The following is a 22715-nucleotide window of genomic DNA, read 5'->3' as shown; positions in this document are numbered from 1 at the left end:
CTATTCGATAATCATTTTGGAAATGCTGGATTCTTTGATGGATTGAATACTGATTAGAGCGGTACAGATAATCGTTGCTGCCAGCAGCAGCGGACAAAGTACGTACGCTTGTAGCGGGTCAATGACAAAAACGATATTGGACGCCCCGAAAGAAGCCATTATTGCACTGATCAACCACTCACCTGCCGTATTTGATAGTATCGTTCCTACAAGGACCCCAACACCCAAAACAATAAGGGACATCGATACATATTTGTATTTAATTGTGGAGAGGCCAAATCCCAAACTTCTGAAAATCGCGATATCACCGCTGTCCTTTGCGACAACCATTTTCAGGAATAATGATGTGATCAGGATAGTAACCAATACTGCTACAACAAGCGCCAACACCGCAACCAGCTTAAGCTGATGAATCGTTCCTCCAAGTGTTTGATATAAGTAGCCTTTTAAATCGGTCACCTTTGCAGGTGAGAACGCTTGCTCATATTCCGCAATTTTATCTGAGATTTTACTACCGTCATCTTTCAAATCCAAACTTACGACATACCAGAGCACACGATCCTTGTTATAGGGCAGCCGTGCTTTGGCAGTCTTTCCACCGTTGGTCACATCCTGATATACACCACTGACTATCATTTTTTTTCCCTGTCCATTTACGATCAGTACCAAGGAATCTCCTGTCTTCTTCTCCATGTCTTTACTGTTCGCATCAGACAAAGCAATTTCATTTTCATTTTTCGGTGCCTCGCCATTCACGTAAGACAAAGGAAAAACATCAAAGTCACCTGTCTCTACGCTCAAATGATCATAGCTACCTTCACTGTTCAACACTTTGAATTGGCTTGTGACAAGAGGTGAGTATCGAAGTACGTTCTTATCCTTTTGAACATAATCAATTAATTCAGCGTAACGCTGTTCGATATCTTCAGAGTGTCTCAGATCAATACGCATATCGCTTTGACCTACACCCATGTAAGAAATAAAGCTAGGAGCTTGTAAAGTATGGAGGAAATTTATAGGTACGATGATAATAAATGAACTTATAATAAACACAAACAACAGCAAACGGAACATTTTCATTCGTTGGATGACTTCTTTTAAACTCAGAAAAACCGGAACCGATAACCACCGATTTTGGGAAAGGTTCAGTCTGTTTTGACTTATTCTCGTCTCACCCATACTGCCCGAACGTAATGCTTCAACGGCTGAAATGTAATTAAAACGCCGAAGCACACGGTTGCAGAAAAATACAACGATGGCAAAAATGAAGACAGCCGCAAACAATGTTATGCCGTAATGCAGCCATGTTTTGGGAGCTGCCCCTATGTAGAGTATCATATTGGACATGAACAGATTGTTAATCCATAGTGATGCAAGAAAACCTGAGATAGAGCCCAATCCTGCCATAACAACATATTTACTCAAGTAGAGTTTCTTAATATTACGCTCAGATATGCCGATAGCTTTCATGACGCTAATCTCTCGATAATCCTCTTCAATGGTAGCGAGCATAGTGAAACGAATGCAGAGTACAGCGATCACAATCAATATCAAACTGACCAGAATGACTACAGCCGCCACAACCCCATCGGTCAAAGCATTCAACAACTGAAACAGATTGTAGTTCACCACAGGACCAGCGTTCGGTAAACTCGTATTTTGATAGGCTTGGGTAAACTCGCTGATCATCTTGGAATCTCTAAGTCGAAATTCAATCAGATACTCCGACTCTCCCGTATTTTGTTTCAAGGCTTGGAATTCACCCTGACTGATGACAAAACGTTTGGAGTGAATGATCGATGGATTCATTTGAGCATCACGTACAAAATCCACGATCTTGTATGTTCTGCTGAAAGAACCGTCTTTAATATGAATAGGGTCACCAATGCTCAATTTCTTTTGCTGCAAATAATAAACGGGAACCGCAATTTCTCCATCATTCACCTGCACTATCTCACTATCCAGATTCAGCAGAACATCAAAATCCTGATTTTGTACAACAAAATCAAGATCCATGATGCTGTTTTTCTCAGCCTCGTCTCCAAAAAACAAATGAGCACCGTCTATGTTAATCATTTCTACGATCTGGTGTTTATCTACCATCTCATTGGCCTGTGCCCACTCATTCACCTTCATTTCATCCAGTTTCCCTGCGTGCATTTGCACAACATGAGGTGTCTTCGATTCTGTAAATAAATGGTGAATTGAACTTGTTAGCTCCATAATCATTCTTGTACCTGAAGAAACAAGTAAAGCCGCTAGTAAAATAAAAACAAATAGAGCGATGTTGATTCCTTTTTTCCTCATAAGATCATTTCTCAGCATACGTAATAGCATGAATAACCACTAGCTCCTTTGCATGGAACACTACTTTGGAATAATCAGGTACACTTTATGTAATTACTTTTACCGATATGTCAAACCCTACGGACCAAAGCTCATGTTCCTTTTTTTCTGTAAAATAACCCCATTTATTATGTGCCCCGATTGTACCAATAAATATGAACATCTGAATCAGTCTGCGGTCCAGTTCTTACTACTCCCAGAGCCTGAGGTCGATGAATTGAGAACTTATTTATTCATATGCTAAGATAATGATTCAAACCTTTTCTAATGAACACTCAATTTATGGGACAAGTCCCCGATAAGAAAGGACACTATGAATCCTTCATCCATACCATCCATGTTGCATCCAATGATCCCGCCGCTGGATCTGCGCAGTTGTTTAGTCAGCGTACGTGGTGAGATCATATACGAGCACTACCGCAATCAAGAAGCAGCAACCCATATTGCCAAAGTCAATTCCTGTACCAAAAGTGTGCTGTCCGCGCTCATCTGTATTGCTATGGATCAAGGGGTGCTGCCTGAGGCTGACACGCCGATCTCCACCTTCTTCCCACAGCTGATATCAGACCCTGACCCCCGCAAACCGGAAATAACGTTGGAGCAGTTATTAACCATGACGGCTGGCTTCAACTGGGATGAATTCGGAGGACAGAATTCATTTCCGCGTATGACGCGTACAGATCACTGGGTGAATTTTGCGCTGGAGCAACGCTTAAGTCATGTGCCAGGTACATATATGGAATACAATTCAGGGGTATCACAGATATTGTCTGCCATCCTCATGCATAGTACAGGTATGTCCGTAGCTGAGTTTGCGGAACGTTATCTATTTTGCCCACTGGGAATTCAACAGTATGAATGGGAAAGCGACCCACAGGGGGTACATACCGGGGGGTTCGGCTTAAAGATGTTGCCGAAGGATTTACTGAAATTCGGACAACTGTTTTTGCAACAAGGCATGTGGGACGGGCAGTCGCTGATTTCGAGTGATCTTGTTAGCCGCTCTACAAAACCTGCCATTCCAGTTACCCCACCCAATCATGGCAGTTACGCTTGGCATTGGTGGGTGGATGCCTACACCAACGAAACTTCCGAAGCTCAGGTTGCGGAACAGCCCGCTCCCATACTTCACTATTACTACGCCCGTGGATTTGGCGGTCAATTTGTATATATCGTCCCGGCTCTGGAACTCGTTGCCGTGCTCACCAATGACAAACGAAAGAAGGAAAAACCTCCGCTGGATGTATTCCCCAAACGGATTGCACCTGAACTGTTAAAATGCCTATAACATTCTTACGTTTCGTTTAATGGATAATAAATAACCCCCAACCATTTGGGCGTGTTCCCGAATAGTTGAGGGTTATTTGTTTAGCTTTATTAGAACTAGACATGCCATACTCTTGTATATCACAAGCTTTGCAGATCAGCCTCCGAACTTCCGACCTCCGTCTTCCTATCACGGAAAGTTCTTGTATTAATTAGATAGTATAACGTTGCGTAAATCGTAAGAATAAACGTACCAAAGAACATACAGAAAGCCAGCGATGGACGACTTACACTCTCATGCATAAGTTCAACCAGCGTCTCTCGATTGGTTAACGCATCCCAGCTGTTCAGGCGATAAACACGTCCCAGCAGGACACCGTAACTTCCCAGAGCACAACCTCCAAGCACAAAGATCCATGAAACCCATCGCCCCATTTTGTGATGAATCACTTCCTGAAGCTGATACATCGACAGAAATCCGAGCAATAAACCTGTCCAAACGAACATCAAGACCACAATTAAATCATACCAGTACTTGTAGTCCAATCCATTGCCGCCGTCATAATAGCGGGAACTGCGTGCCGTCAGGTGAACAAGATCCGTTACAATGTAAGACGAGTTCGGAAAGAACAATAGCCAGAGCAGTCCGCTTGCAACGGCAAACCCTGCTGCCCCTTTCCATTTAGCATGGCTAAAGCCATAGGCCACATAGGAGAATACAAACGGAATCCAGCCCAAAAACAGATTCCAGATAAGGAAGCGAAAATAGCGCTGCTCCAGCCAATCCGCTGCCGCGTAATACAAACCTATAGTCACCACTGTGACCACACTAAGGAAAATAAATATTTTGATATAGTTCAATTTTCTCAATGATATTTACCTCGCTTGATTCAATGAAATACATTCAGTTCCGAAAATATCGGATGATCTCTTCCTTGTTCTTTTCCACACGCAGATTCAGTCCACGTTTATCCTTTAACCCATATTGCTGTAGTTCATGTCCCGGATCAAGCACCAACGGTTTCGTTACTACATCCTCCAACAAGTTCATTGTCAGTTGATAGGCTTCACGCAGCTTATGCACCGGAATAATCGATTCATATCGCTTAATCAACTCAATCACACGTTCCGCATACATCAGACGCACCATACTGTCCGCACTCGTCAGTTGTCTTGATGCGAATGCTGTGATTGCATTAATAATTAGCGGATTCGCATGATATCTGGCAATTGACGTAAGCTCATCAATCGCGTCCCAGTTCATTATAGATAATTCAGAGGTTAACTGAACTATTCTTTCATCCATCCATGTCTGCTCCAGCTCCTGCGGCACATCCCATTGCTTATACTCTGTATAAACTCCACCACGATGCATCTGAACAGCGCTCCCATAATGTTTAACGAATAACGCTTTGGGAACACTCCAATCGGTTTCCATCCAACCACCACCATACCTGTCTCTATTTTCGCTTAAAACCAACACACATTACATAATTTTACTGTTGAAGACCATACTAAGATCATACCATTTCCCAAAGGAGAATCAAATTCACAATGAATCCAAATTCAATACAGCCTCCAAACCGAATGCAACCTGCAACTAATGCAAATCCTGGCTTCACACCTCAGATGAACCATGGCGGACATGAAATGTTCGATATGCATGAAATTCTGTCAGGAGCCATCAACGTGTTGGATCAATACATGATCTTCAGGACGTTTGTACAAGACAACGAACTGTTGGATATCCTTGATCGTCAATACAACTTCATGTTGTCCCAATACAATTTGACTGCAGAATGTTTCTCGACTGGACACAAACCGCAGCAAGAGACTGCAACCTACATGATTCCAAACATCGTACCTCCTGTATATGGCCTGAAGCCGTCCGCTCCAAAAAAGCCAAACCAATCCCTTTCGGATGTGAAAGATGCAGGCATCAGCGGTCATATGCTGGGACTGATTAAGTCTCACGCCTCCTTGCTGGCTATGTCTGCTCCTGAAATTACGAATGGAGCCGTGCGCCGAGTCATCGCTTCGCAGGTTCAACAGTTTATCGAGATGGCCTACGAAATTTTCATGTATCAAAATCAAAACGCTTATTATCAAGTGCCTCAGCTAAATGCAAATGATACCACGCAGATGCTTCAGGCATACGTTCCAGCAAATGGTGCACCTCAGATGCCAACCCATAATAAACCGCCCCTTCATTAATATAAAATGAGTTTGAACAACAAAGAACAGTATCTTCAACCCACTCAAGGTTGAAAGATGCTGTTCTTTGTTGTTTCCAGAATCATCCAATGTTGCAGCTACCTTGGGTAACACATTTTATTTTTAAGGAATTCTACCTTGATTCAATTACCAGAAACTGGTTTAATCAGAATGTGGTCACACTACTCATCATGTAACATGGGAGGTTTTTGGATGCGATTGAATCCATCGATTAAACTTGGTTTTCTGGCCATCACATTAAGCTTTACAGCCATCTGTGCAACTCTGACAACATCTCAAACTACATTGGCTGCACCTGACCCAGCTTCCAAAACGGTATATCAACAATTTCAAATATTTTCAAAAAATGCAGTGAAATCCACACCCAGCCTGGATCAGGCACGTAAATATCTATTGAATCATATCGATGAAGTCGGCCCTTGGCAGGCTACCTTGATGACCCTTCAACTGGAGAATTTGCAAAAGATCAGACTGGCTGACTTGGATCAAAAAATGTATACGGAACTGTTTCAAAGTGTTCTCTATGAAGCCCATTCCAGCATAGGTTATGAACAAAAGCTTACATATAGCAGTCTGCTCAAAGTGATTAAAGATCCGACGGTTCGCAAGCTCTTGCAGGAAGCTTCCGATCTGGGATTCAAACTGGAAACCAGTGAAGGTCTATACTATCCCATCATCAATTATGAGATGTACAAAAAGTTTCAGCCCTACGTGAAACCTGACATTTTTGCTTACATTGATATTATGGCTGCGGAATCCAACCAGCCCACAACTTCCGATGCGGCCTTTATCATAACCTGGGATGAACTCATCCGGCGTACTCTAGAGAAGGAGGCTTTCCTGAACAACTTCCCAAGCTCTAATCGTACGTCAGCAGTTAAGAATTCGCTGTATGTTGATTACCTGTTTTATGGAAGTGATAACTCTCCCGCCTATAACTGGTACACGGAAGAAGAAATTCGTACTATCGATCCAGAAGTGAAAAAAGCATACGAGAAGGCTGTGGCAAATAGGGAGCCTAACACGAAGAGTGTACTTCTGGATACAGTGGATAAGATTTTGCATCTTCTCGATAAGAGTAACGACGAACTTACCCCAGAAATCAAAGAAATCACTGACCATGTTGAAAGCCTGTTTGCCAATGATTAATAAATAAAAAAGAAGCGGCACTCCTCTTTACAGGATGTGCCGCTTTAGCAAGCCTTGAGCCCTACTAATTCCATTCCAAAAAAGTATTATCTCGATACCGATGTAAGTTTGTCTGGATTCACAACAAGATAGAACCCCTTTATTCGCTCTCCAAGAGAGTCCAGCTCCAAACACAGCACTTCGGACAACTGTCCGTTTTCCAGTAACGCAAGGTGTTGCTCTCCGTTAATAAATGTGGGCACCCACTCTCGTTCTCGCAATCGGGTAAGCACCCGGCGAGAGGTCAACAAGGCAAGTACGCCCTTACGAACTCTCATCGTTTTCATAACCGTATGCACACGTCCACCGCCATCTGCCGTAAATACGGGTTGTTCAGCAAGAAGCTCGAGCATCTCGGAGACATCATAATTTAGAAAAGCGGTTGTAAAACGAGCCAGCAATTGCTCCTTTGCAGCATAATTCGCAGAACTCTGTTCCATCGGCAAAGGTCTGTCGGGAAGCTTACGTCTCGCCCGGCTAAAGATCTGACGGCAGTTGCTTTCTGATTTGCCCAGCCACTCCGCTATTTCCGTATAATCATACTGGAATGCCTCACGAAGCACCAAAACGGCTCGCTCCATCGGGGAAAGCTGTTCCAGCATAACCAGATAAGCGTAGGAAATCATCTCCTTCTGCTGCACAGTTTCTTCCGGGATGTTACCCATTTCACTGTCACTCATTGGCTCGGGAAGCCATTCTCCAACATAGCTTTCCCTTTGATTACGGGCAGAATTTAATAGGTTCAGACTTCGGTTTACGATTAGTTTAGCAATATAGGACTTGGCATTACGGATATCATCAAGAGACTTGCTCTGAAGTTCCGTAAAACAATCCTGCACCATATCTTCAGCCTCCACAACACTGCCAAGCATGCGATAAGCAATGGAAAAGGCGTAGGCTTTGTAACGAATATACAATTCACCAACTTCCAGAGAAGACACTTCTGGCTCATTGGTGAGGGAATTGAATTGCATGAGATGGCCTCCTCTGGCAGATGGTCGAAAGTTTACTTATTCAAAGCAGCCAGGGTACATCCCTGTTGTAATGGCAATCCGGTTCCAGCTATTAATGGTATTAATCGCCATGATCAGATCCACCAGTTCGGCCTCACTGAAATGCTCTCTAACTTTTTCATACAATTCAAGTGGTACGCCTTGCTCCGAAATAAGTGTTACTGCTTCAGCCAGCTCCAGCATAACACGTTCTTTTTCCGTAAACAAAGGCACCTCGCGCCACACACTCAGCAGCAAAATGTGATCGGCATAATCTCCAAGCTTCAACAGATCTTTGGCATGCATATCGAGACAGAACGCACAGCCATTGATTTGCGAGACACGGATTTTCAGCAGCTCATATAATGGCTTGTCTTTAAACTGACCCGAAATGTGCTGCTCCAATGCCATCATTGCTTTGAAAGCACCCGGGTTAGCCCTTCTATAATTCACTCTTAAACTCATTGCATTCGCCTCCGTATTTTGGTCTACAACCTGAAGACAAATCAAGGCTCACATCTGTGACACTTTTCTATAAAAAAATTTCTTCAGCATATTTTGGGCACAGAATTTAACTCGGCAAAGTTAAGATGAGTAACCTGAATGGACCTTGCTAGGTATGAATATAGTTCACGTAATGCGTTATGTATAAACAAGATTTTTCCGTATTTATGTTAGCTGTTTGATGTTTTGTTTGTGATTTTGAACAAATAATCAGGATACATATTGATACACGAAACAAAAGAGTAGTAACATACAGCTACAAAGTAAACTTTCCTGACATAAAAAATGAACGATTCATTATCCTAGCAAGGAGTGACTTCCATGATAACTTCCAATTCCAATCCTCCACTTACATCCGAACTGCCTCGCGGCTGCACGTTCTCCCCTGAAGACTGGCATGTACTATCTCAATATTGGTATCCAGTTGCCCAGGCAGGCGAAGTGACAGATAAACCACTTTCCGCTCAATTGCTTGATGTCCGCTTGGTCCTGTATCGCAGCAATGACAAAGTTGTCGTTGCCAAGGATCTTTGTTTTCACCGTGGTGCTCCGCTCAGTAAAGGTTGGGTAGAAAATGGGGAAATTGTCTGCCCATATCATGGTTTCCGTTACAACTGTGAGGGTAAATGCACCGCCGTACCTGCACACCCGAGCTCCAAAATCTCTCCCAAACTGAAACTTATCGTATATCCTGCGGTTGAACGTTATGGCTTGATCTGGACTTCACTCGCAGGTACCGACGAGCAGATTCCTGCATTCCCGGGATGGGATGATCCGGATTATATGAATATCCTTCCTCCTAACTTTGATATCGCAGGTTCTGCCGGACGTCAAATGGAAGGATTTCTGGATGTATCCCATTTTGCCTACGTGCATACCGAGACGTTCGGGGACCGGAACAACACGGAAGTACCCCAGTACAAAGTAAAACGAGAAGGCAATGAACTGCTTGCCGAATACTGGAGTTCTGTCAGCAACTATGGCAAAGGGCAGGACAACGTGGCACCCGAGGGTTTTCAGTGGCTGCGTGAATTCCGCGTATTTCCACCATTCGCCGCATCACTTACCGTTCACTTCCCAGAGAACGACAAGCTAAACATTCTCAACTGTGCCTCTCCCATCTCCGCACGTTTTACGCGATTGTTCTGTCCGATTACCCGTAACTTTGACAAGGATGCTCCAATTGAAGATACAATCAAGTTTAATTTGCAAGTATTTGAGGAAGATCGAGAAATGGTGGAATCCCAAAAGCCAGAGGATTTACCACTGGATCTGCATGCTGAAGCGCATATTCCCGCAGACCGTACCTCGATCGCTTATCGTCAGTTATTGACGGAGCTTGGATTGGGAAGAAACTATACATCATAAATGGAAAACAACTATGGAAAACAAATGGACAAAAAAAGAAGCGTTCCTCCGAACTCGGACGCTTCTTTTTTTGTATAATTTCTATACTTTCACTTGTGACAATGTACTGGGATGAACCCCACTTAAACGCCTTATATCAGTCACTTACCCTTGATTATCCGTGCTCATAGGAGGTTCGGTATAATACGGACAACCGGGTTCGTGGATAATACGGGGATCAACCCAGGTTCCCCAATATGGAAGTCGATTCACATAAGGCTGAACGTTGGGATGGCTATTCGAGTCAGGAATGTTTGTTGCCGGAGAAACTTGAGTTACACAGTCCACTGGCGGCCCAACAATTACCGTTTTTTGAATGGGAGCAAGTGTATCCTTTACCTTATTCTCATCCAAACAATACGTATGGGCCAGAATACTGGCAGGTGTCAGTCGTAAAATATCCGAACCAAATATAGCTTCAGGAACCGGCGCATCGAAGATAGCGAGCAGGTGGGTCTGATCTACCGTTGCAATTTCATAGTGCCACCAACCTTGTGGAACATTCGCTACTTGACCCGGAGTAATCGTAAAGTTTAACAACTCATTGGTAAACGGATTGATGAGGGAAACGACGGCGGAACCACTGATGCAATACACCAGCTCGGTTGCATTCTGATGAATATGAGGTTCAACCACATTGCCTGTGCTAAGAAAAATATCCAGCAAGGATACGTTTCCCAATGTGTTTAATTGATGAATGGAGAGAAAGTTAATATAGTTATTTCCGTCTTTTTTGAAGAAAGGATTCTGGTTCACGTCAAATGTAAATTGGGTGGTTGGTAAGGTATAGTCCATATAGGAAGTTGCCAAAATAAAACGCCTGCCCTTCGCTCTCGGTTTAGGTGATAACCTATACGCCAGCTTATGCTCTGGGCTACTATGCGTGAGCCCATTTCTGAGGAAGATACATTTACAGAACAAACCAATCCTGACACAGGAAGCCTCGTCAGGATTGGTTTGTTGTTGTTATTCATCATCTTTTTTCGCCAAAATCTCTTCCGAACTGACGCCTACTCATGTACAGGACAAGTCCACATGCTGCAACCAAGTCATCCGCGACACAAATTCAGGAGTCTCTTCAATTAAGCTGTTCGTCACACCCAGATAACGCAGATTCTCCAGCTTCTCCAGCTCAGGAGGAAGCTCGCGTATGCCAGAATAACTAATGTTTAAACTCACTAGCTTCTTCTTGTGTAATCCCCATTCCATATATGTTCTCATGAGCAACACTAGAGAAAAAATCGCTCCCATCCTCTTTCAAAAAACAAAGATCATCCGGCAGTGATGGGTACAACCAGTCATGAAAACGATTTGCTTCTTCCTTAAGGATCTGCCCTGATTTCGGTGTACAGCGATATATGTAATAGATCCCCTCTGAATACATGGCTCCACTTTGCATTATCATTTCTTCCATCGTACAGCTTTCAATAAGGTAAGGCTTCAGTCTCTGCAATACTCTTGAAACCCCTGGTATTTCGTGGTCATCGTATCTTCCTCTGTCCACCAGCAAAAAACGATCTGTTTTCTCAATCAACTCGTCAATTAAATGTTCATAGGCAGCGCCTCTTGGATCAGTATGAAACGATACAGCAACCACATCATATCCCCCTTCACCCATACCACGTTCTATTAACCCCTCTGTGTCACTCCATTGCATCGCTGCATAGGCTAATATCATCAATTAAACACTGGAGGCATGCAACATGGCATACGGACCTGGTTCAGTTCCTATCCCGCCAACTGCGGGTTATCCTTACCCTTATTATCCACCGCCGCCCTACCCCTACCCCTACCCTTATCCCTATCCACCCATCGTACCGTTTCCACTGCCCTTTCCCATCGGACATATCGGAGGCCCAGGATGGCATGGCGGTTACCCGGGAGGTCCGCACGGCCCATTTCCTGGAGGCGGCTATCCGGGCGGACCACATGGCGGAGGACCTGGTGGACCTGGTGGACCTGGCGGAGGTTTCCACGGCCATCGTTTCTAATCGTAAAAGGGCAATACAGGAGCTGCCACCGGCAGCTCCTGTCCTTGTTAACTTTTTGTTACACTTCATGATTCCCTTCATTTGAACGGCTCTCTGCCTGCTCAATATTCAATCTCATCCATGATCTTCAGATTACGATTGGACATCTCCAACAGATCTATAAACGTCTCCGACACATAATAAACAAAGTCCGGATCATGCACATACATAATCACTTGCCCGTGGGTTCCTTTCTCTGTCGGATCAAAATCTAGCATCAAATACAGGGAGCCTCCCGCCATCGTTGCAAAAGGAATCCACGCTTTATGGAATAAGTAAGGCTTAATCTCCGGGTCCAGTTTGCTGATCTCTTCCGCAGAATAGTACTCATCCAACTTCTCATCTACTTCACAGAAGTATTGTTTGGTTTCCCGAATTTCCTTCAACGACATCAGATAAAACGGAGTACATTCCTCTGCCTCCGCATCACCCGGATACAAGATATGAAATGCATAACCACTCCCGTCCTTACGCTTATAGAAGGCACGGAAATCCTCCGGCAGCCGGACGCCATACTCCGTTTCAAATGCGGTTAGACTTTGCTCAGAAGCACCCTCCTGATGCTGGTATTCGTCGTATAACTGCCGAATTTCATCATCTTGGATTTTTTCGTTCAAAAGCTCATTCAGCGTATCGAACAATTCATTCCATTTTGCATTCATTTCAGATGTCATGATGGATCCCTCCCTTTTCAACTCTTCTCTACCCGTTCCCGTACATATTCCTGATATCCCCAGAATGCCTCTTCTTCCCCTCCGCCTTCGATCAGGACCATAACAGCGTAGGAAAACAGATCCAGCCAACGTTCCATCAACGCAACTTGATCATCTGTGATCAAGTTGTTACTCTGCAACATGCCTTCAGGTTCGACAGCCCAAGCACGTCCTAGGTGGGTGATTCCCCATAGTGAAGCCATAACTTCACGATCCAACGTAGGTTGTTTTAGTTCAGGAGCCAAGACATGCAGGATTTCCATGAGTTCATGAAAATTTTCTTCATTCAGGTTACCGCGAAAGGGGCGCAAGCTACCAAGAAAACCGGTTTCCATCTTCGAATGATTCAGATCATCGTAAGTAAAGGCATGACATTTCAACAAAATCACTGCTTCTTCACGCTTCATTTCAATCCCTACTTTATCCAATCTTGATCTACAATCATTGGTGTTCACCAACGTAAAGGTTCTTCTCCACGCCATAACACATAGCGCTCAATTTCACGGAGGGTGCCTGTGCCTATGCCATACTCATCCATCTGATCCGAGTGCAGATCAAGAATATGCAGCATGCCTCCGAACGTACCGACAGCAAGTTTGGACTGGTCAGGAGAGCTTGCCAAGGAATAGATGGTGCTGCCTACAAAATGTCTCCACACTTCCTGCCCGTCACCATTCACACAGTATAAATATCCATATGCGTCACCAAGCACCATGCCTGCATCCAATTCCACTGCAGCGTATACACGGGCGTTCTCATCCATTACAGGCCAATCTTCTTTATTTTCATTACCATCGATCGTTTCCAGCTGAACTTGTATTGTAGCACCGTTATAAAAGTGACAGGCATTAAACCATACCTCTGAGCTGTCAGCAGTGAATACCGCATAATGAGGATAGCTGGATTCAGGATAAAGGGAATACGTCTTATTTTGTTTGCGATCCAGTACCATATGGTTACTGACCTGGCTGCCGTAGGCAATCCAGCGACCGTCCCGTGAGACTGCTGCATGACCCATATCAATCTGCGTATCTTCCAACTCATATTCTTCGATCTCTGCCGGATCCGGGTGAAGCAGGGATACCTGATCTTGGTCTACCATGTAGATTCCATAATTGGAGAAGATAAGAACGGATTTTCCATCATTAAAAGGAATAAGTCCTTCAAGTGTGCGTTCCGGATGCTCGCTGTCAGCAAGGGATTCGATGCGCGGCAGAGCCTTCTGAATACTGGATTGGATATCTTCCCAGCGATACACCGCAAGCTCTTGTCCTTCCAGATGGCGATCTGGTTGTCTGATGATATGAATACCGTCCGATCCGGCCAGCGCATAGTCTTCACCATTTGGCGAACAGCCTGCGAAGGTATACTGAGAGAAAGGCAGCCATCCATCTTGATCAGCCGTATATACACAGCCATTCTCCGTGAAGGTGCCGGTTGTGAAGACCATTGTTTCCGCATCCAGATAACCAATCACCCGTACCGCCTGCATGGCAGATTGAAAATGTTCGTTCATTGGCCAGGTTGCAGCAGGCAGTTCAAGTCGAAGCCGTTCCACATCCCCTTGAAGATTGGCTTGCTTCACCATATTCCACACTTCAGTACTGATCGAGGTTCTTCCATCCGCCTCCAGCTCCGATTCATCTACTTGCTCTCCTGCCATGCCTCTGCGTACAAATGCATTGACATCTTTTGCGTATCTTTTGCCTTCATTACGCCATGTTTCTGCAATATTTTCTTTCAACCAACGCAAATGTTATTCCTCCACTCCGCCTCTATTGATGACTGTACAATGATGTGCCAGCAAAAATTGATCCAGATCGTGATCCCTCGCACCTTCCGTCCCGTGCATCTCTTCATAGAAAAGCGCAATTTCCCTGCCGTTCGCATAATTAAAACGTACATATCCACCCATGGAGACCATAAAAAGTTTACATGTGTACTCATTTTCCATCACTGCATCCCATTTGAATCTGCTCTTACACAAATCGGCCAGTTCTTTCATGGAGCCTCCACGTTCAACGTTAACCAAGTGGTAGAACGTATGGTTTCGCAGCTCGTTCCACGGTTCAAAATACGCCGGGGTCAGCGGTTTATCCTGATGGTAATATCCGCAATAGATCCGGTCCAGTGTCTCTCCAAAGTCAGCTTCTGAGCACGTCCACAGGATAATATGCTCATCATGACGCGGGAACCATAACAATCCCTTCACCTCTGGATGAATCGCCAGGAAATCACCATCCACCGAACTGCCGATACTGATGCACTCCTGAAGCTGATTCTGAGTAACCGGTGTGTCGTCCGTGTGCATCCAAAAATCATATTCAGCAAAAGGTTTCAGTACCTCCTGATCCGGCCGCTGCACATTCATCCAGCCCGTATACGTGCCTTCCCCGTATTGTTCCAGCCATTGGCGATATGACGCAGGTAACGAGATGGAATACTGTTCTTCAAAATGATCCAGTTCCTTAGCCGGTACGGGCTTCAACGCACGAGTTACTATATACATTCACGACATCTCCCTACGATCGTTTCGTTCAATCAAGACAGTTCATTCAATCGATTAGCAATTCAGCCAGGTTAAGGCTAGGCCAATTCTTCCTGCACAATTTCGGTTAGTACACCCTTGCGGTTTACAATGCTAATGGCAAATGCATCATATCCGTCACGTTTCACCTGCTCAAAATCCTTGCGCTCTCCCGTAACTAATTCGTAGGTTCCGTCTTCATCCACATCTTCCCCGAACTCATCATCCCACGGTACGTTGTAAAAGGCAGATAGCTGTACTTCAAATATGTCTTCCCCTTCGACGTCCAGATAGGGACGTAGCGGCCTGTTATTCAGGTCTTCCTCTGGATATGTCTCACACAGCATGGCATCATAACCGTGTTTGGCTGAATCGATGAGTAAGTAACGTTCCCCTGTTAAGGTATGCTCTGCATATACAATGAGTGGTGTCGAATCATGCCAGGTTATCAGATCATCATCGGTTAAGTCACCATAATAAAAAATATGGAACTTGTCATGTCCATCGCTCGTTTGCAATTTGCCTTTCCATTCGACTTCATGAGTCTGAACATCCGAAATCTCCCGAACCAAACCTTCCAAATAGGTAGGTCCTTTATGTACACCAAATAAATTCATCATCTCGCCTCCGCTTTATTCATTCGAATGGTTACAACTTTATGTTCTTCATCCACATCCAGCTTCACATCGATGCCTAACTTATCACGGAACAAAGCCGTAACGTTGATATAAGGATCACGAGCAGCTTCGCTGCCTCCATTGCTAGAACGACTCATCCCCTGATGAATAATGGATTGGACCAGCTTTCCATCCCCTTTTCCAGTATTTTGATAAGTATAAATCACCTCTTTGTCCTTATTATAAAAATTCAACGCCGTTGTAAAATCGTTGGCATTGGTATATTGCTTTTCGGATTTTACATATTCATTTTCTGTGGAGTGATAGCTCACTTTACCCGCCAGATAGGGATTCTCTTCACTCGGTTTAACATCAAACTCCTGATACGCGATGTGAAAAAGATATTGAATATGATTCATATCTACACGGTAATACAACTGCCTGTTGTCTTCCTCCTTATCCATGGCCGCAAAACTGTTGATGAGCGGCCAGGCTTCATAGGATTTGCCATTCACGTCGACAGCCAGAGCATAATCAGAGAGTACCTTCTCTTTTTGAAACACACCATACGTCTGTAAAATGAAATAAGTTGGAATGAGTAATATGCCTATGATCACTGCAAATATCGTAATCTTTAAACGGAATTTCATGTTTGTCCTCCTTAACGTTACGCCTCGCCATATCCCCGTTTATCCAGTCTTATGCTGAAGTTTGGTCAACATGCGGACAACTAGCTCCCTGTTCTTGGCGTTCTTGATATAAGCTGGGATGGAATGTGAAGCCGTCTTCAAAGGTACATTTCCAGGTTTCACGCGCAAATCAGCCGAAATATATGAGATCAGATAGTTTAAATGCTCCCGATTAACAGCCCACAGCACCTTACCTCTGATATAGTCTAGAAAATACAATTCCATATTAAACACAGGATCGCACCCATCCTGAATATCGGGATAACACTCTTGGTATGCTCGCTTTTTATGTAATTCGACATGATTAATAGTCCCGCAGTGCGGGCATTCGATATGTGACGCTTTGTGAGTTATCTTTTTCTCATCCGTCACTTCAACATTGAACCAGCGCTCACATCGGACGCAATTGTTCTTGGCCATGTAATCGTATTCCGTCCCTTGAATTCCATGAGCGTAACACTGCAAACATTTCCATGCCAAATGATCTTCTTCTATGACAATAAAGGCATGCCCGCCGCATGATTTACATTTCACATCGACCTGCTCTCCCCGGCGAAGAACAGCGTAGAAGCTGTATTTATAAGCGCCTTCATCCTCGAAACGTTTCATTTTTAATCCCCGCCTTTCCCCTGCATATTAACCATCGCTAAAAGCAATCACTCAACATTTGCCAGTTGTTCTACCTAAAATTATATGTAACTCCAGTGCTTAGCACAAGAAAACACAGCGTAAAAAAAGAGCACCTTATTCCAGATCATCATCCGAAAGGTACTCTTCTCTCCCATATAACTGAATGAATCAAAGGTCAAGCAAAAGGGATACAAGCAATCCCATCGAAGCGATAAAACCTACTACCGGCCCACCTTCTTCGAACGCTTCCGGCATCATGGTGGAACAGATCATCGCAATAATGCCCCCTCCGGCAAATGCCCCAATAGCCGCGGCCATCTCATCAGGAAGCTGCTCCAGGAACAAATATCCGCCCAAAGCTGCAAGTGCAGAGATGATCAGTACACCCAGCCACATGAGGATAATTCTGGAGCGGGTGTATTTATTGCGTTGTAATCCAACCGTACTGGAGAGGCCCTCAGGAATATTGCTGACAAAGATAGAAACAACCAACACCACACTGACACCGTTCCCGGCGAGTAGACTGGCCCCCAGCATGATCGATTCGGGAATGGCATCCATAACCGTCCCTGCAAAAATACCAAGTCCGCTCTGGCTGGAATCTCCGTTACCGGCGTTTTCCGAACGCTTGCGCCCGGCTCCTCCTTTACTGGAAATGAGCAAATCGAACAGCGTGTACACTACGGCCCCTGAGGTAAATCCAATCGCCGTCGGCACAATCCCCCCATCATTGAGCGCATCCCCAATCAATTCAAATGCGGCTGCACCAATCAGGGTCCCTGTACCAAAAGCCATAATCCAGCCAATAACTCGTTTCGGAATTTTCAGAAATAGCGCGGCAAGTGCTCCAATGACAACAGCCGAGGCGGAGATGCCGCCCCACATGAATGCAGTCCACATCCGGGATGACCCCTCTCATGTTCATATATGATCTATCACTCCATTAACCGGAGCATAGAGAACAAAAACAGGGGACATGACCAAAAACGGTTTGGAAATAAAGGTCAGACTACCAGCCGCCCACGCTTCTCCGCTATACCTATAGTAGCTTCTACCCCGGAATTAAATTCGAGAAAGTCCTGTTCTACCCCGTCACTGAAAATAACGCCATCCTCCGGCATCTGGGAGACAATCTGTAAAGGCTGTTTCGGATGAATCTGTCCAAACACGAGATTGGCTGCTGTCGTCCGGCTGGGGAAAGGTTCACGTACTGTATAATACAGATAAGGCGCGTCCCAGCCGAAGTGATTCATGCCGCTCATACTCCCCTGTGCAGATGATGTCGCAGCGATAGGTGCTTCTGAATAACCTTTCCCTCCAGGGTTCGAGTTTGAATGAGAGCTTCTGCTGTCTCTATCGGGGATGAATGCTTCACCCGATTGGATGTGCTGCCACGCTTCCGAGCCCACGACTCCAGCAGCACCTGCCAGCACACTTTTGAACCAGCCCGTCGATCCCATTCCCGTGGATACTATCACTCCGCTCGAGGATTGTTGTTCTACCGTTAAACCCATACGAACTTCATAACGAGCGGATACATGCGTCTTCCGGCCAATGAACAGATCATTGACGCCATACAGATACTGCCCGTCATTCAGCTCCACTTTGGCCAGAGTCACTTCTTTCAGGGAGCGGCGTTTACGAATAACATCAGGAATAATAAAGCTCAGATCCTCCACCGTAAATGGCAGCAGTACCCCATCCCAACGCATCGGATCAGGGTTTACACCAATGAGCGGCTGCTCGGTTACATACTTGAGTGTATTGGCAACCAGTCCGTCCTGTCCGATCACTACCACAATGTCCTGTGCTCCAAAAATAAAATTGGGCACATGTTCCCGATCAATGGTCTGAACCCGCCCCAGTTGGCTGAGCTGCTGCTGAGCCTGCTGCACCGAATGATGATAACGTCTGTCCTCCTCCAGGTAATCACTGAAGTCTGCTCCCAAGCGTTCAATGTAGAATTGGGCTTGTTGGACCGTATTATAGCGGACCACCAATTCTTCCAGCCTTGTTCTGCGTTTGACCAGAATCAACTTGTATTCGGTCATGGGTTCTCCTCCCCCAGTGTGTGCAGCTACAGTCTGGCTTGCCTTCCCAAGTCTCATCGTGCCCGACCTCCCTGCTCTCTTGTTGGTGGATTCATCAATCCTTGCAGCAGATCCGGCGAAATGTTAAGCTGTCCAATTTTCCCGGCATTCTCAGCCAGTTCCTGGAATGCAAGGGCAATCAGTTTATCCGAGTTCATACCCATGTTAGCCATTGCCTGTAGCACGCTAGGTTCCACCTGTTGTAACGAGTTCATCACGGCAGCAATTTCATAGGCTTTGGCATCAGCTTCGGCATTCTGATTGGCAATCGTTAATTCAATGAGCTGTTGCTTCCGTTCTTCCATCGCGGTATTGAATTGGAGCTGTTCCTGTTCCATCTCATTTTGTTTCTGTTTCACCGAACGCTCGGCATGTAATTGCGCTTCTCGAATCTGCTGTTTCTTCGTCTCCACGGCAATTTCCGTGTTTAGCTCATTCTCCTTCACTTTCCGCTCCTGTTCAATGGATGCATTGCGACGTACATACAGTGCTTCGTCGGCTTGACGCAAAATCTCTTCCCGCGCTTGTGCTTCCAGTGCACGCATCGTCTCTTTATTGGGCAAAATAGCCAGAATGGACAAACTCATCAGTTCTACGCCCAATTTCTCCAGTTCCTCACTCTGCACCACTTCCCGTTTCATGCTGCTGGCCAGCCGTTCACTCGATTGAATGGCTTCCTTCAGCGGCATTTGCTCCAGATGTTTTTTGGTCAGCACCTTGGCGATCGTAATTACACGTTGATCCAACTTGCCAGGATCGTCGGAAATATATCTGTTTTTGCGCAAATTGTACGTGTAGTTCAAGCTTTGGGTGATTTTCATATAATCAACGATACGATAGCTCAGTTGACCCTGAACTGTCACGGTTTGATAATCGGCTGTTATTTCTTCGAACATAAAGGGAACATCCACCGAAGATACAGGCAGAACCACCACCGATGTCGTTGGCTCATAATAATAAAAGGATAAACCTACACCTTGACGCTGTACCTGCCCATTCTTCACTTTCATTACGTACTCACTGGGTTGAAACTTCACGAATCGGAATCCAAACATCGTTCATTCCCCATTTCTTAATAATGTCATTATGATATTATCGAAATGATAACAAACGGATTTGATATTGTCAATATGACATTAACAACTTTTTTTTTGCTTTTTACATCAAAAAAAGACCTACCTTAGGCCGAAGCCTTAAAGCAGGTCCATTTTCTATGGATAAATCGAGAGGCAGCTATATAATCGAACCGGTTCGCTCGGTAGGCATAAAATGACTCGATCAAGCCTACGAGCTCCCCGCGTAACACGTTGGCCAGTTCTGCCTAATTTTTTGCGGTACTCATATTTTTTGAGATTTTTGGAGTAAACTTTGAACTTTTCGCTTTATTTAGATAACGGGAAAAACAGGCACCTGAATGGTTAGACACAGTAGCGATGGAATCCTGGAATATACAGAATCGGAGGTGTTTATAAGGAAGGATACGATATATTCATCAAAAAATTTAAAATTCTCGCATCTCTGTTAGGAGTCTTTAAAGATTTTGACAAAAGAATATTGTAACAAAATCATAATGAGGAGGAATACAAATGCAACAACAATGGATGGAAATGGTGAATCACGTGGTCGAATGGGGAAAGGGTATTCCTTGGTGCAAGGGTTTCCAGGGTGCGAAAGAAACGGTTGAATTCGCCTGCAGTTGCCTGGAATTCATCCTCTTTGCAAAAGCTGTTAAAGACGATAACAATGATCCGAAACCGCCGCAGCTGCCTCTGTGTCCACCCGATTTAAACATGCAATCAAGAAGAAGTTTAAAGCGAAACACAAAGTATCGCAGACGCAACCGAAAATTACGCAAGTAAAGATTCATTTTCAGCAATAATAATATGGCGCTTCGTCCTAGCAAAATAAAATCCCGCCAGTACTGGCGAGATTTTATTTATGCATCGATCTGAAAGAGGCATGCCCCCAACTGCAGGACATTATTCAGATTTGAATTTGCTTTTCATTTCGACAATGAAAGACTCTAAGGCCTCCAGGGAGGGTGCTATTTTCCGGTAGCATAGATGGCACTCGTGATAATATTGAAGAGATGATCGGTCCGTGGCGTGAATGAAGGTTGGCCGACAAGCCAGCCGAGCGCCGATATCAGGGCGAACAAGTCGTCCCCATTCATATCGGCGCGAGCCGTTCCCTCGGTCTGAGCTCGGAGCAATAGTCTCTCGCCTGCTGAGTGAACCGCTACGCATGTAGCATAAAGTGCGGAGTCCGGGTCCGCGTGGGCGCTCGCCATCAAGGCGACAACGCCGCTATAGCTTTGGACGAAAGCCACCTGTTCGCGAACCCAGGACACGAGCGCTTCGTCAGGTGGTTTCGACGTTTCCAGTTCGCCTGCCTTCTGCGTCAGTGCCTCCAGATTCGTACGCAGCAACGCTTCGAACAAGGCTTCCCGCGTCGGGAAATGACGAAGCAATGTGGCCAACCCAACGTCGGCACGGCGGGCGATATCTCGCATGGACGCATCAACACCATGCTCGGCGACGACGTCACGCGCGACTGCAAGTAGATGACTGTAATTTTTTCTGGCGTCGGCTCGCATCATGTTTCACCCCACTCAAAATACGCGACTTTTCTCGGCATACGCCTAGTTATAACTTGATCTGTAAAAACCACAAAAAGATTTGTTTTTGGGACATTCCATCGAAATCATTATATCAAATTCAATCTTCCTCCGCCAGATGATCGGCAATCGTCTGTCTACCGGCGTCGCCCCCACTTCAATCAAACTGTGGCTGCCCCTTGTCCACGAGGCAAGATTGCATCGGAATTTGCGATCACGATCCATCAGTCGAGCTTGAACAAATCCTTAAAGATCAGTTGACCCCAGCTATTTCCGCGCGCCTGCACAAGCAGTCCGCCTTCCGAAAGCCCGCCAAGTTTGATCGGCGCGAAACCGAGATTTTCCGCAAGCACACCAATCTCCGCTGCTGCGCCGTCATCGTCGCTCGCCAGGAACACGACTCTCCTGCCACCATGAACAGCCGGATCTTGCTCAAGGACGGCAGCCCCCAAATGGTTGAAGCCCTTGACCAATCGTCCACCAGTGAAGGCCTGCGCGATGAACTTGGAAGAAGGCTGTCCTCCCAGTTCCTCAGGAGGCACACCGTAGGCATTGGTTACATCGACGATGGTCTTCCCCTGCCAATTGGGGAGCGCCTTCGCGACATCGGGGTGCGACTCGAAACGGACAGCTAGAAAGATGATGTCCGCCTTGACGGCGTCTGCCAATTTTTTGGGAATGATCTCTGGTCCGATCGCGGCCGCAGCGGATGCAAAGCTTTCCGGGTCGCGAGTGGTTGCAACGGATACTTCAATGCCACTTCGGGCAAACGCCTTAGCAAGAGCCTGGCCGATCTTACCGAATCCAATAATTGCGTAACTCATATATTCTTCTCCTTTGGTTTACACGCCCTACGGGCTCCGC

Annotated in this window: 26 protein-coding genes; 6 read left to right on the top strand and 20 right to left on the bottom strand. The window is 45.4% G+C overall.

All coding sequences use genetic code 11. The annotated features are described in order from the left end of the window. Positions 1-2337, bottom strand: a complete 2337-nt coding sequence (locus HW560_RS18100; protein ID WP_179264138.1) for an ABC transporter permease — start codon at positions 2335-2337, stop codon at positions 1-3. A gap of 322 nt (positions 2338-2659) precedes the next feature. On the opposite strand from HW560_RS18100, the gene HW560_RS18095 reads away from it, so the two are divergent. Next, positions 2660-3634, top strand: coding sequence for a serine hydrolase domain-containing protein (locus tag HW560_RS18095; RefSeq protein WP_111620674.1), 975 nt, complete (start codon positions 2660-2662; stop codon positions 3632-3634). Between the two features lie 119 nt (positions 3635-3753). Here HW560_RS18095 and HW560_RS18090 read toward each other — a convergent pair whose 3' ends face one another. Both HW560_RS18090 and HW560_RS18085 read right to left on the bottom strand, forming a co-directional pair. After that, positions 3754-4482: a DUF1361 domain-containing protein gene (locus HW560_RS18090; protein ID WP_090900305.1), complete on the bottom strand. Its 729-nt coding sequence runs from the start codon at positions 4480-4482 to the stop codon at positions 3754-3756. Between the two features lie 34 nt (positions 4483-4516). Continuing rightward, positions 4517-5050 (bottom strand): hypothetical protein, encoded by a 534-nt coding sequence (locus HW560_RS18085; RefSeq protein WP_090900308.1) that lies wholly within the window; start codon positions 5048-5050, stop codon positions 4517-4519. A 149-nt stretch (positions 5051-5199) separates the two neighbouring features. Between HW560_RS18085 and HW560_RS18080 the strand changes: the two genes are divergently transcribed. Further along, positions 5200-5826 (top strand): spore coat protein, encoded by a 627-nt coding sequence (locus HW560_RS18080; protein WP_179265846.1) that lies wholly within the window; start codon positions 5200-5202, stop codon positions 5824-5826. A 213-nt stretch (positions 5827-6039) separates the two neighbouring features. Beyond that, positions 6040-6996, top strand: coding sequence for a hypothetical protein (locus HW560_RS18075; RefSeq protein ID WP_179264136.1), 957 nt, complete (start codon positions 6040-6042; stop codon positions 6994-6996). A gap of 86 nt (positions 6997-7082) precedes the next feature. Here the strand turns inward: HW560_RS18075 and HW560_RS18070 are convergent, their stop codons facing one another. Together HW560_RS18070 and HW560_RS18065 are read right to left on the bottom strand one after the other, a co-directional pair. After that, positions 7083-8009 (bottom strand): sigma-70 family RNA polymerase sigma factor, encoded by a 927-nt coding sequence (locus tag HW560_RS18070; protein ID WP_179264134.1) that lies wholly within the window; start codon positions 8007-8009, stop codon positions 7083-7085. Between the two features lie 36 nt (positions 8010-8045). After that, positions 8046-8492, bottom strand: a complete 447-nt coding sequence (locus HW560_RS18065) for a carboxymuconolactone decarboxylase family protein (RefSeq protein ID WP_090900316.1) — start codon at positions 8490-8492, stop codon at positions 8046-8048. 360 nt (positions 8493-8852) lie between these two features. Here HW560_RS18065 and HW560_RS18060 point away from each other — a divergent pair, with 360 nt between their 5' ends. Then, positions 8853-9899: an aromatic ring-hydroxylating oxygenase subunit alpha gene (locus tag HW560_RS18060; protein WP_179264132.1), complete on the top strand. Its 1047-nt coding sequence runs from the start codon at positions 8853-8855 to the stop codon at positions 9897-9899. Positions 9900-10043: 144 nt separating this feature from the next. Here the strand turns inward: HW560_RS18060 and HW560_RS18055 are convergent, their stop codons facing one another. From HW560_RS18055 to HW560_RS18045, 3 genes are all read right to left on the bottom strand, one after another. Beyond that, positions 10044-10748 carry a cupin domain-containing protein gene (locus tag HW560_RS18055; protein WP_179264130.1) on the bottom strand — a complete coding sequence of 235 codons (705 nt, stop codon included), beginning with the start codon at positions 10746-10748 and terminating at the stop codon, positions 10044-10046. A 204-nt stretch (positions 10749-10952) separates the two neighbouring features. After that, on the bottom strand, positions 10953-11117 hold the full coding sequence (locus HW560_RS18050) for a leucine-rich repeat domain-containing protein (RefSeq protein ID WP_179264128.1): 165 nt from the start codon (positions 11115-11117) through the stop codon (positions 10953-10955). Continuing rightward, the gene (locus HW560_RS18045) at positions 11101-11616 is read right to left on the bottom strand and encodes a hypothetical protein (RefSeq protein WP_179264126.1); all 516 of its coding nucleotides are present in this window, start codon (positions 11614-11616) and stop codon (positions 11101-11103) included. The genes HW560_RS18050 and HW560_RS18045 overlap by 17 nt, the downstream gene beginning before the upstream one ends. Positions 11617-11641: 25 nt before the next feature. Here HW560_RS18045 and HW560_RS18040 point away from each other — a divergent pair, with 25 nt between their 5' ends. Next, entirely contained in the window at positions 11642-11929 is a 288-nt protein-coding gene (locus tag HW560_RS18040; RefSeq protein WP_179264124.1) for a hypothetical protein, read from the top strand. A gap of 101 nt (positions 11930-12030) precedes the next feature. On the opposite strand, the gene HW560_RS18035 is transcribed toward HW560_RS18040, so the two are convergent. The 10 genes from HW560_RS18035 to HW560_RS17990 form a co-directional block, all read right to left on the bottom strand. Then, complete coding sequence (locus tag HW560_RS18035) at positions 12031-12642, bottom strand: SMI1/KNR4 family protein (protein ID WP_257031358.1); 612 nt, start codon at positions 12640-12642, stop codon at positions 12031-12033. A 17-nt stretch (positions 12643-12659) separates the two neighbouring features. Next, positions 12660-13088, bottom strand: coding sequence for a hypothetical protein (locus tag HW560_RS18030; protein WP_090902493.1), 429 nt, complete (start codon positions 13086-13088; stop codon positions 12660-12662). 44 nt (positions 13089-13132) lie between these two features. After that, positions 13133-14434, bottom strand: coding sequence for a beta-propeller fold lactonase family protein (locus HW560_RS18025; protein ID WP_179264122.1), 1302 nt, complete (start codon positions 14432-14434; stop codon positions 13133-13135). A 3-nt stretch (positions 14435-14437) separates the two neighbouring features. Next, entirely contained in the window at positions 14438-15190 is a 753-nt protein-coding gene (locus tag HW560_RS18020; protein WP_179264120.1) for an SMI1/KNR4 family protein, read from the bottom strand. 77 nt (positions 15191-15267) lie between these two features. Further along, the gene (locus HW560_RS18015; protein WP_257031357.1) at positions 15268-15828 is read right to left on the bottom strand and encodes a hypothetical protein; all 561 of its coding nucleotides are present in this window, start codon (positions 15826-15828) and stop codon (positions 15268-15270) included. Then, positions 15825-16475, bottom strand: a complete 651-nt coding sequence (locus HW560_RS18010; RefSeq protein WP_179264118.1) for a hypothetical protein — start codon at positions 16473-16475, stop codon at positions 15825-15827. Before HW560_RS18010 ends, HW560_RS18015 begins: the two co-directional genes overlap by 4 nt. Before the next feature lie 39 nt (positions 16476-16514). Next, positions 16515-17123, bottom strand: a complete 609-nt coding sequence (locus tag HW560_RS18005; protein ID WP_179264116.1) for a hypothetical protein — start codon at positions 17121-17123, stop codon at positions 16515-16517. Between the two features lie 189 nt (positions 17124-17312). Further along, entirely contained in the window at positions 17313-18044 is a 732-nt protein-coding gene (locus HW560_RS18000; protein ID WP_090900344.1) for a ZIP family metal transporter, read from the bottom strand. A 104-nt stretch (positions 18045-18148) separates the two neighbouring features. After that, positions 18149-19252 carry a diacylglycerol kinase catalytic domain-containing protein gene (locus HW560_RS17995; protein WP_257031356.1) on the bottom strand — a complete coding sequence of 368 codons (1104 nt, stop codon included), beginning with the start codon at positions 19250-19252 and terminating at the stop codon, positions 18149-18151. Then, positions 19249-20289, bottom strand: a complete 1041-nt coding sequence (locus HW560_RS17990; protein WP_179264114.1) for an SPFH domain-containing protein — start codon at positions 20287-20289, stop codon at positions 19249-19251. Before HW560_RS17990 ends, HW560_RS17995 begins: the two co-directional genes overlap by 4 nt. A gap of 531 nt (positions 20290-20820) precedes the next feature. On the opposite strand from HW560_RS17990, the gene HW560_RS17985 reads away from it, so the two are divergent. Beyond that, entirely contained in the window at positions 20821-21093 is a 273-nt protein-coding gene (locus tag HW560_RS17985) for a hypothetical protein (protein WP_179264112.1), read from the top strand. A 185-nt stretch (positions 21094-21278) separates the two neighbouring features. On the opposite strand, the gene HW560_RS17980 is transcribed toward HW560_RS17985, so the two are convergent. Next, complete coding sequence (locus HW560_RS17980) at positions 21279-21833, bottom strand: TetR/AcrR family transcriptional regulator (protein WP_218834968.1); 555 nt, start codon at positions 21831-21833, stop codon at positions 21279-21281. 242 nt (positions 21834-22075) lie between these two features. Continuing rightward, the gene (locus HW560_RS17975) at positions 22076-22675 is read right to left on the bottom strand and encodes an NADPH-dependent F420 reductase (RefSeq protein WP_179264110.1); all 600 of its coding nucleotides are present in this window, start codon (positions 22673-22675) and stop codon (positions 22076-22078) included. Between the last annotated feature and the right edge of the window lie 40 nt (positions 22676-22715).

It is taken from the genome of Paenibacillus sp. E222, from assembly GCF_013401555.1.
GTDB lineage: Bacteria > Bacillota > Bacilli > Paenibacillales > Paenibacillaceae > Paenibacillus.
This window is presented reverse-complemented; position numbering and strand designations above follow the sequence as displayed.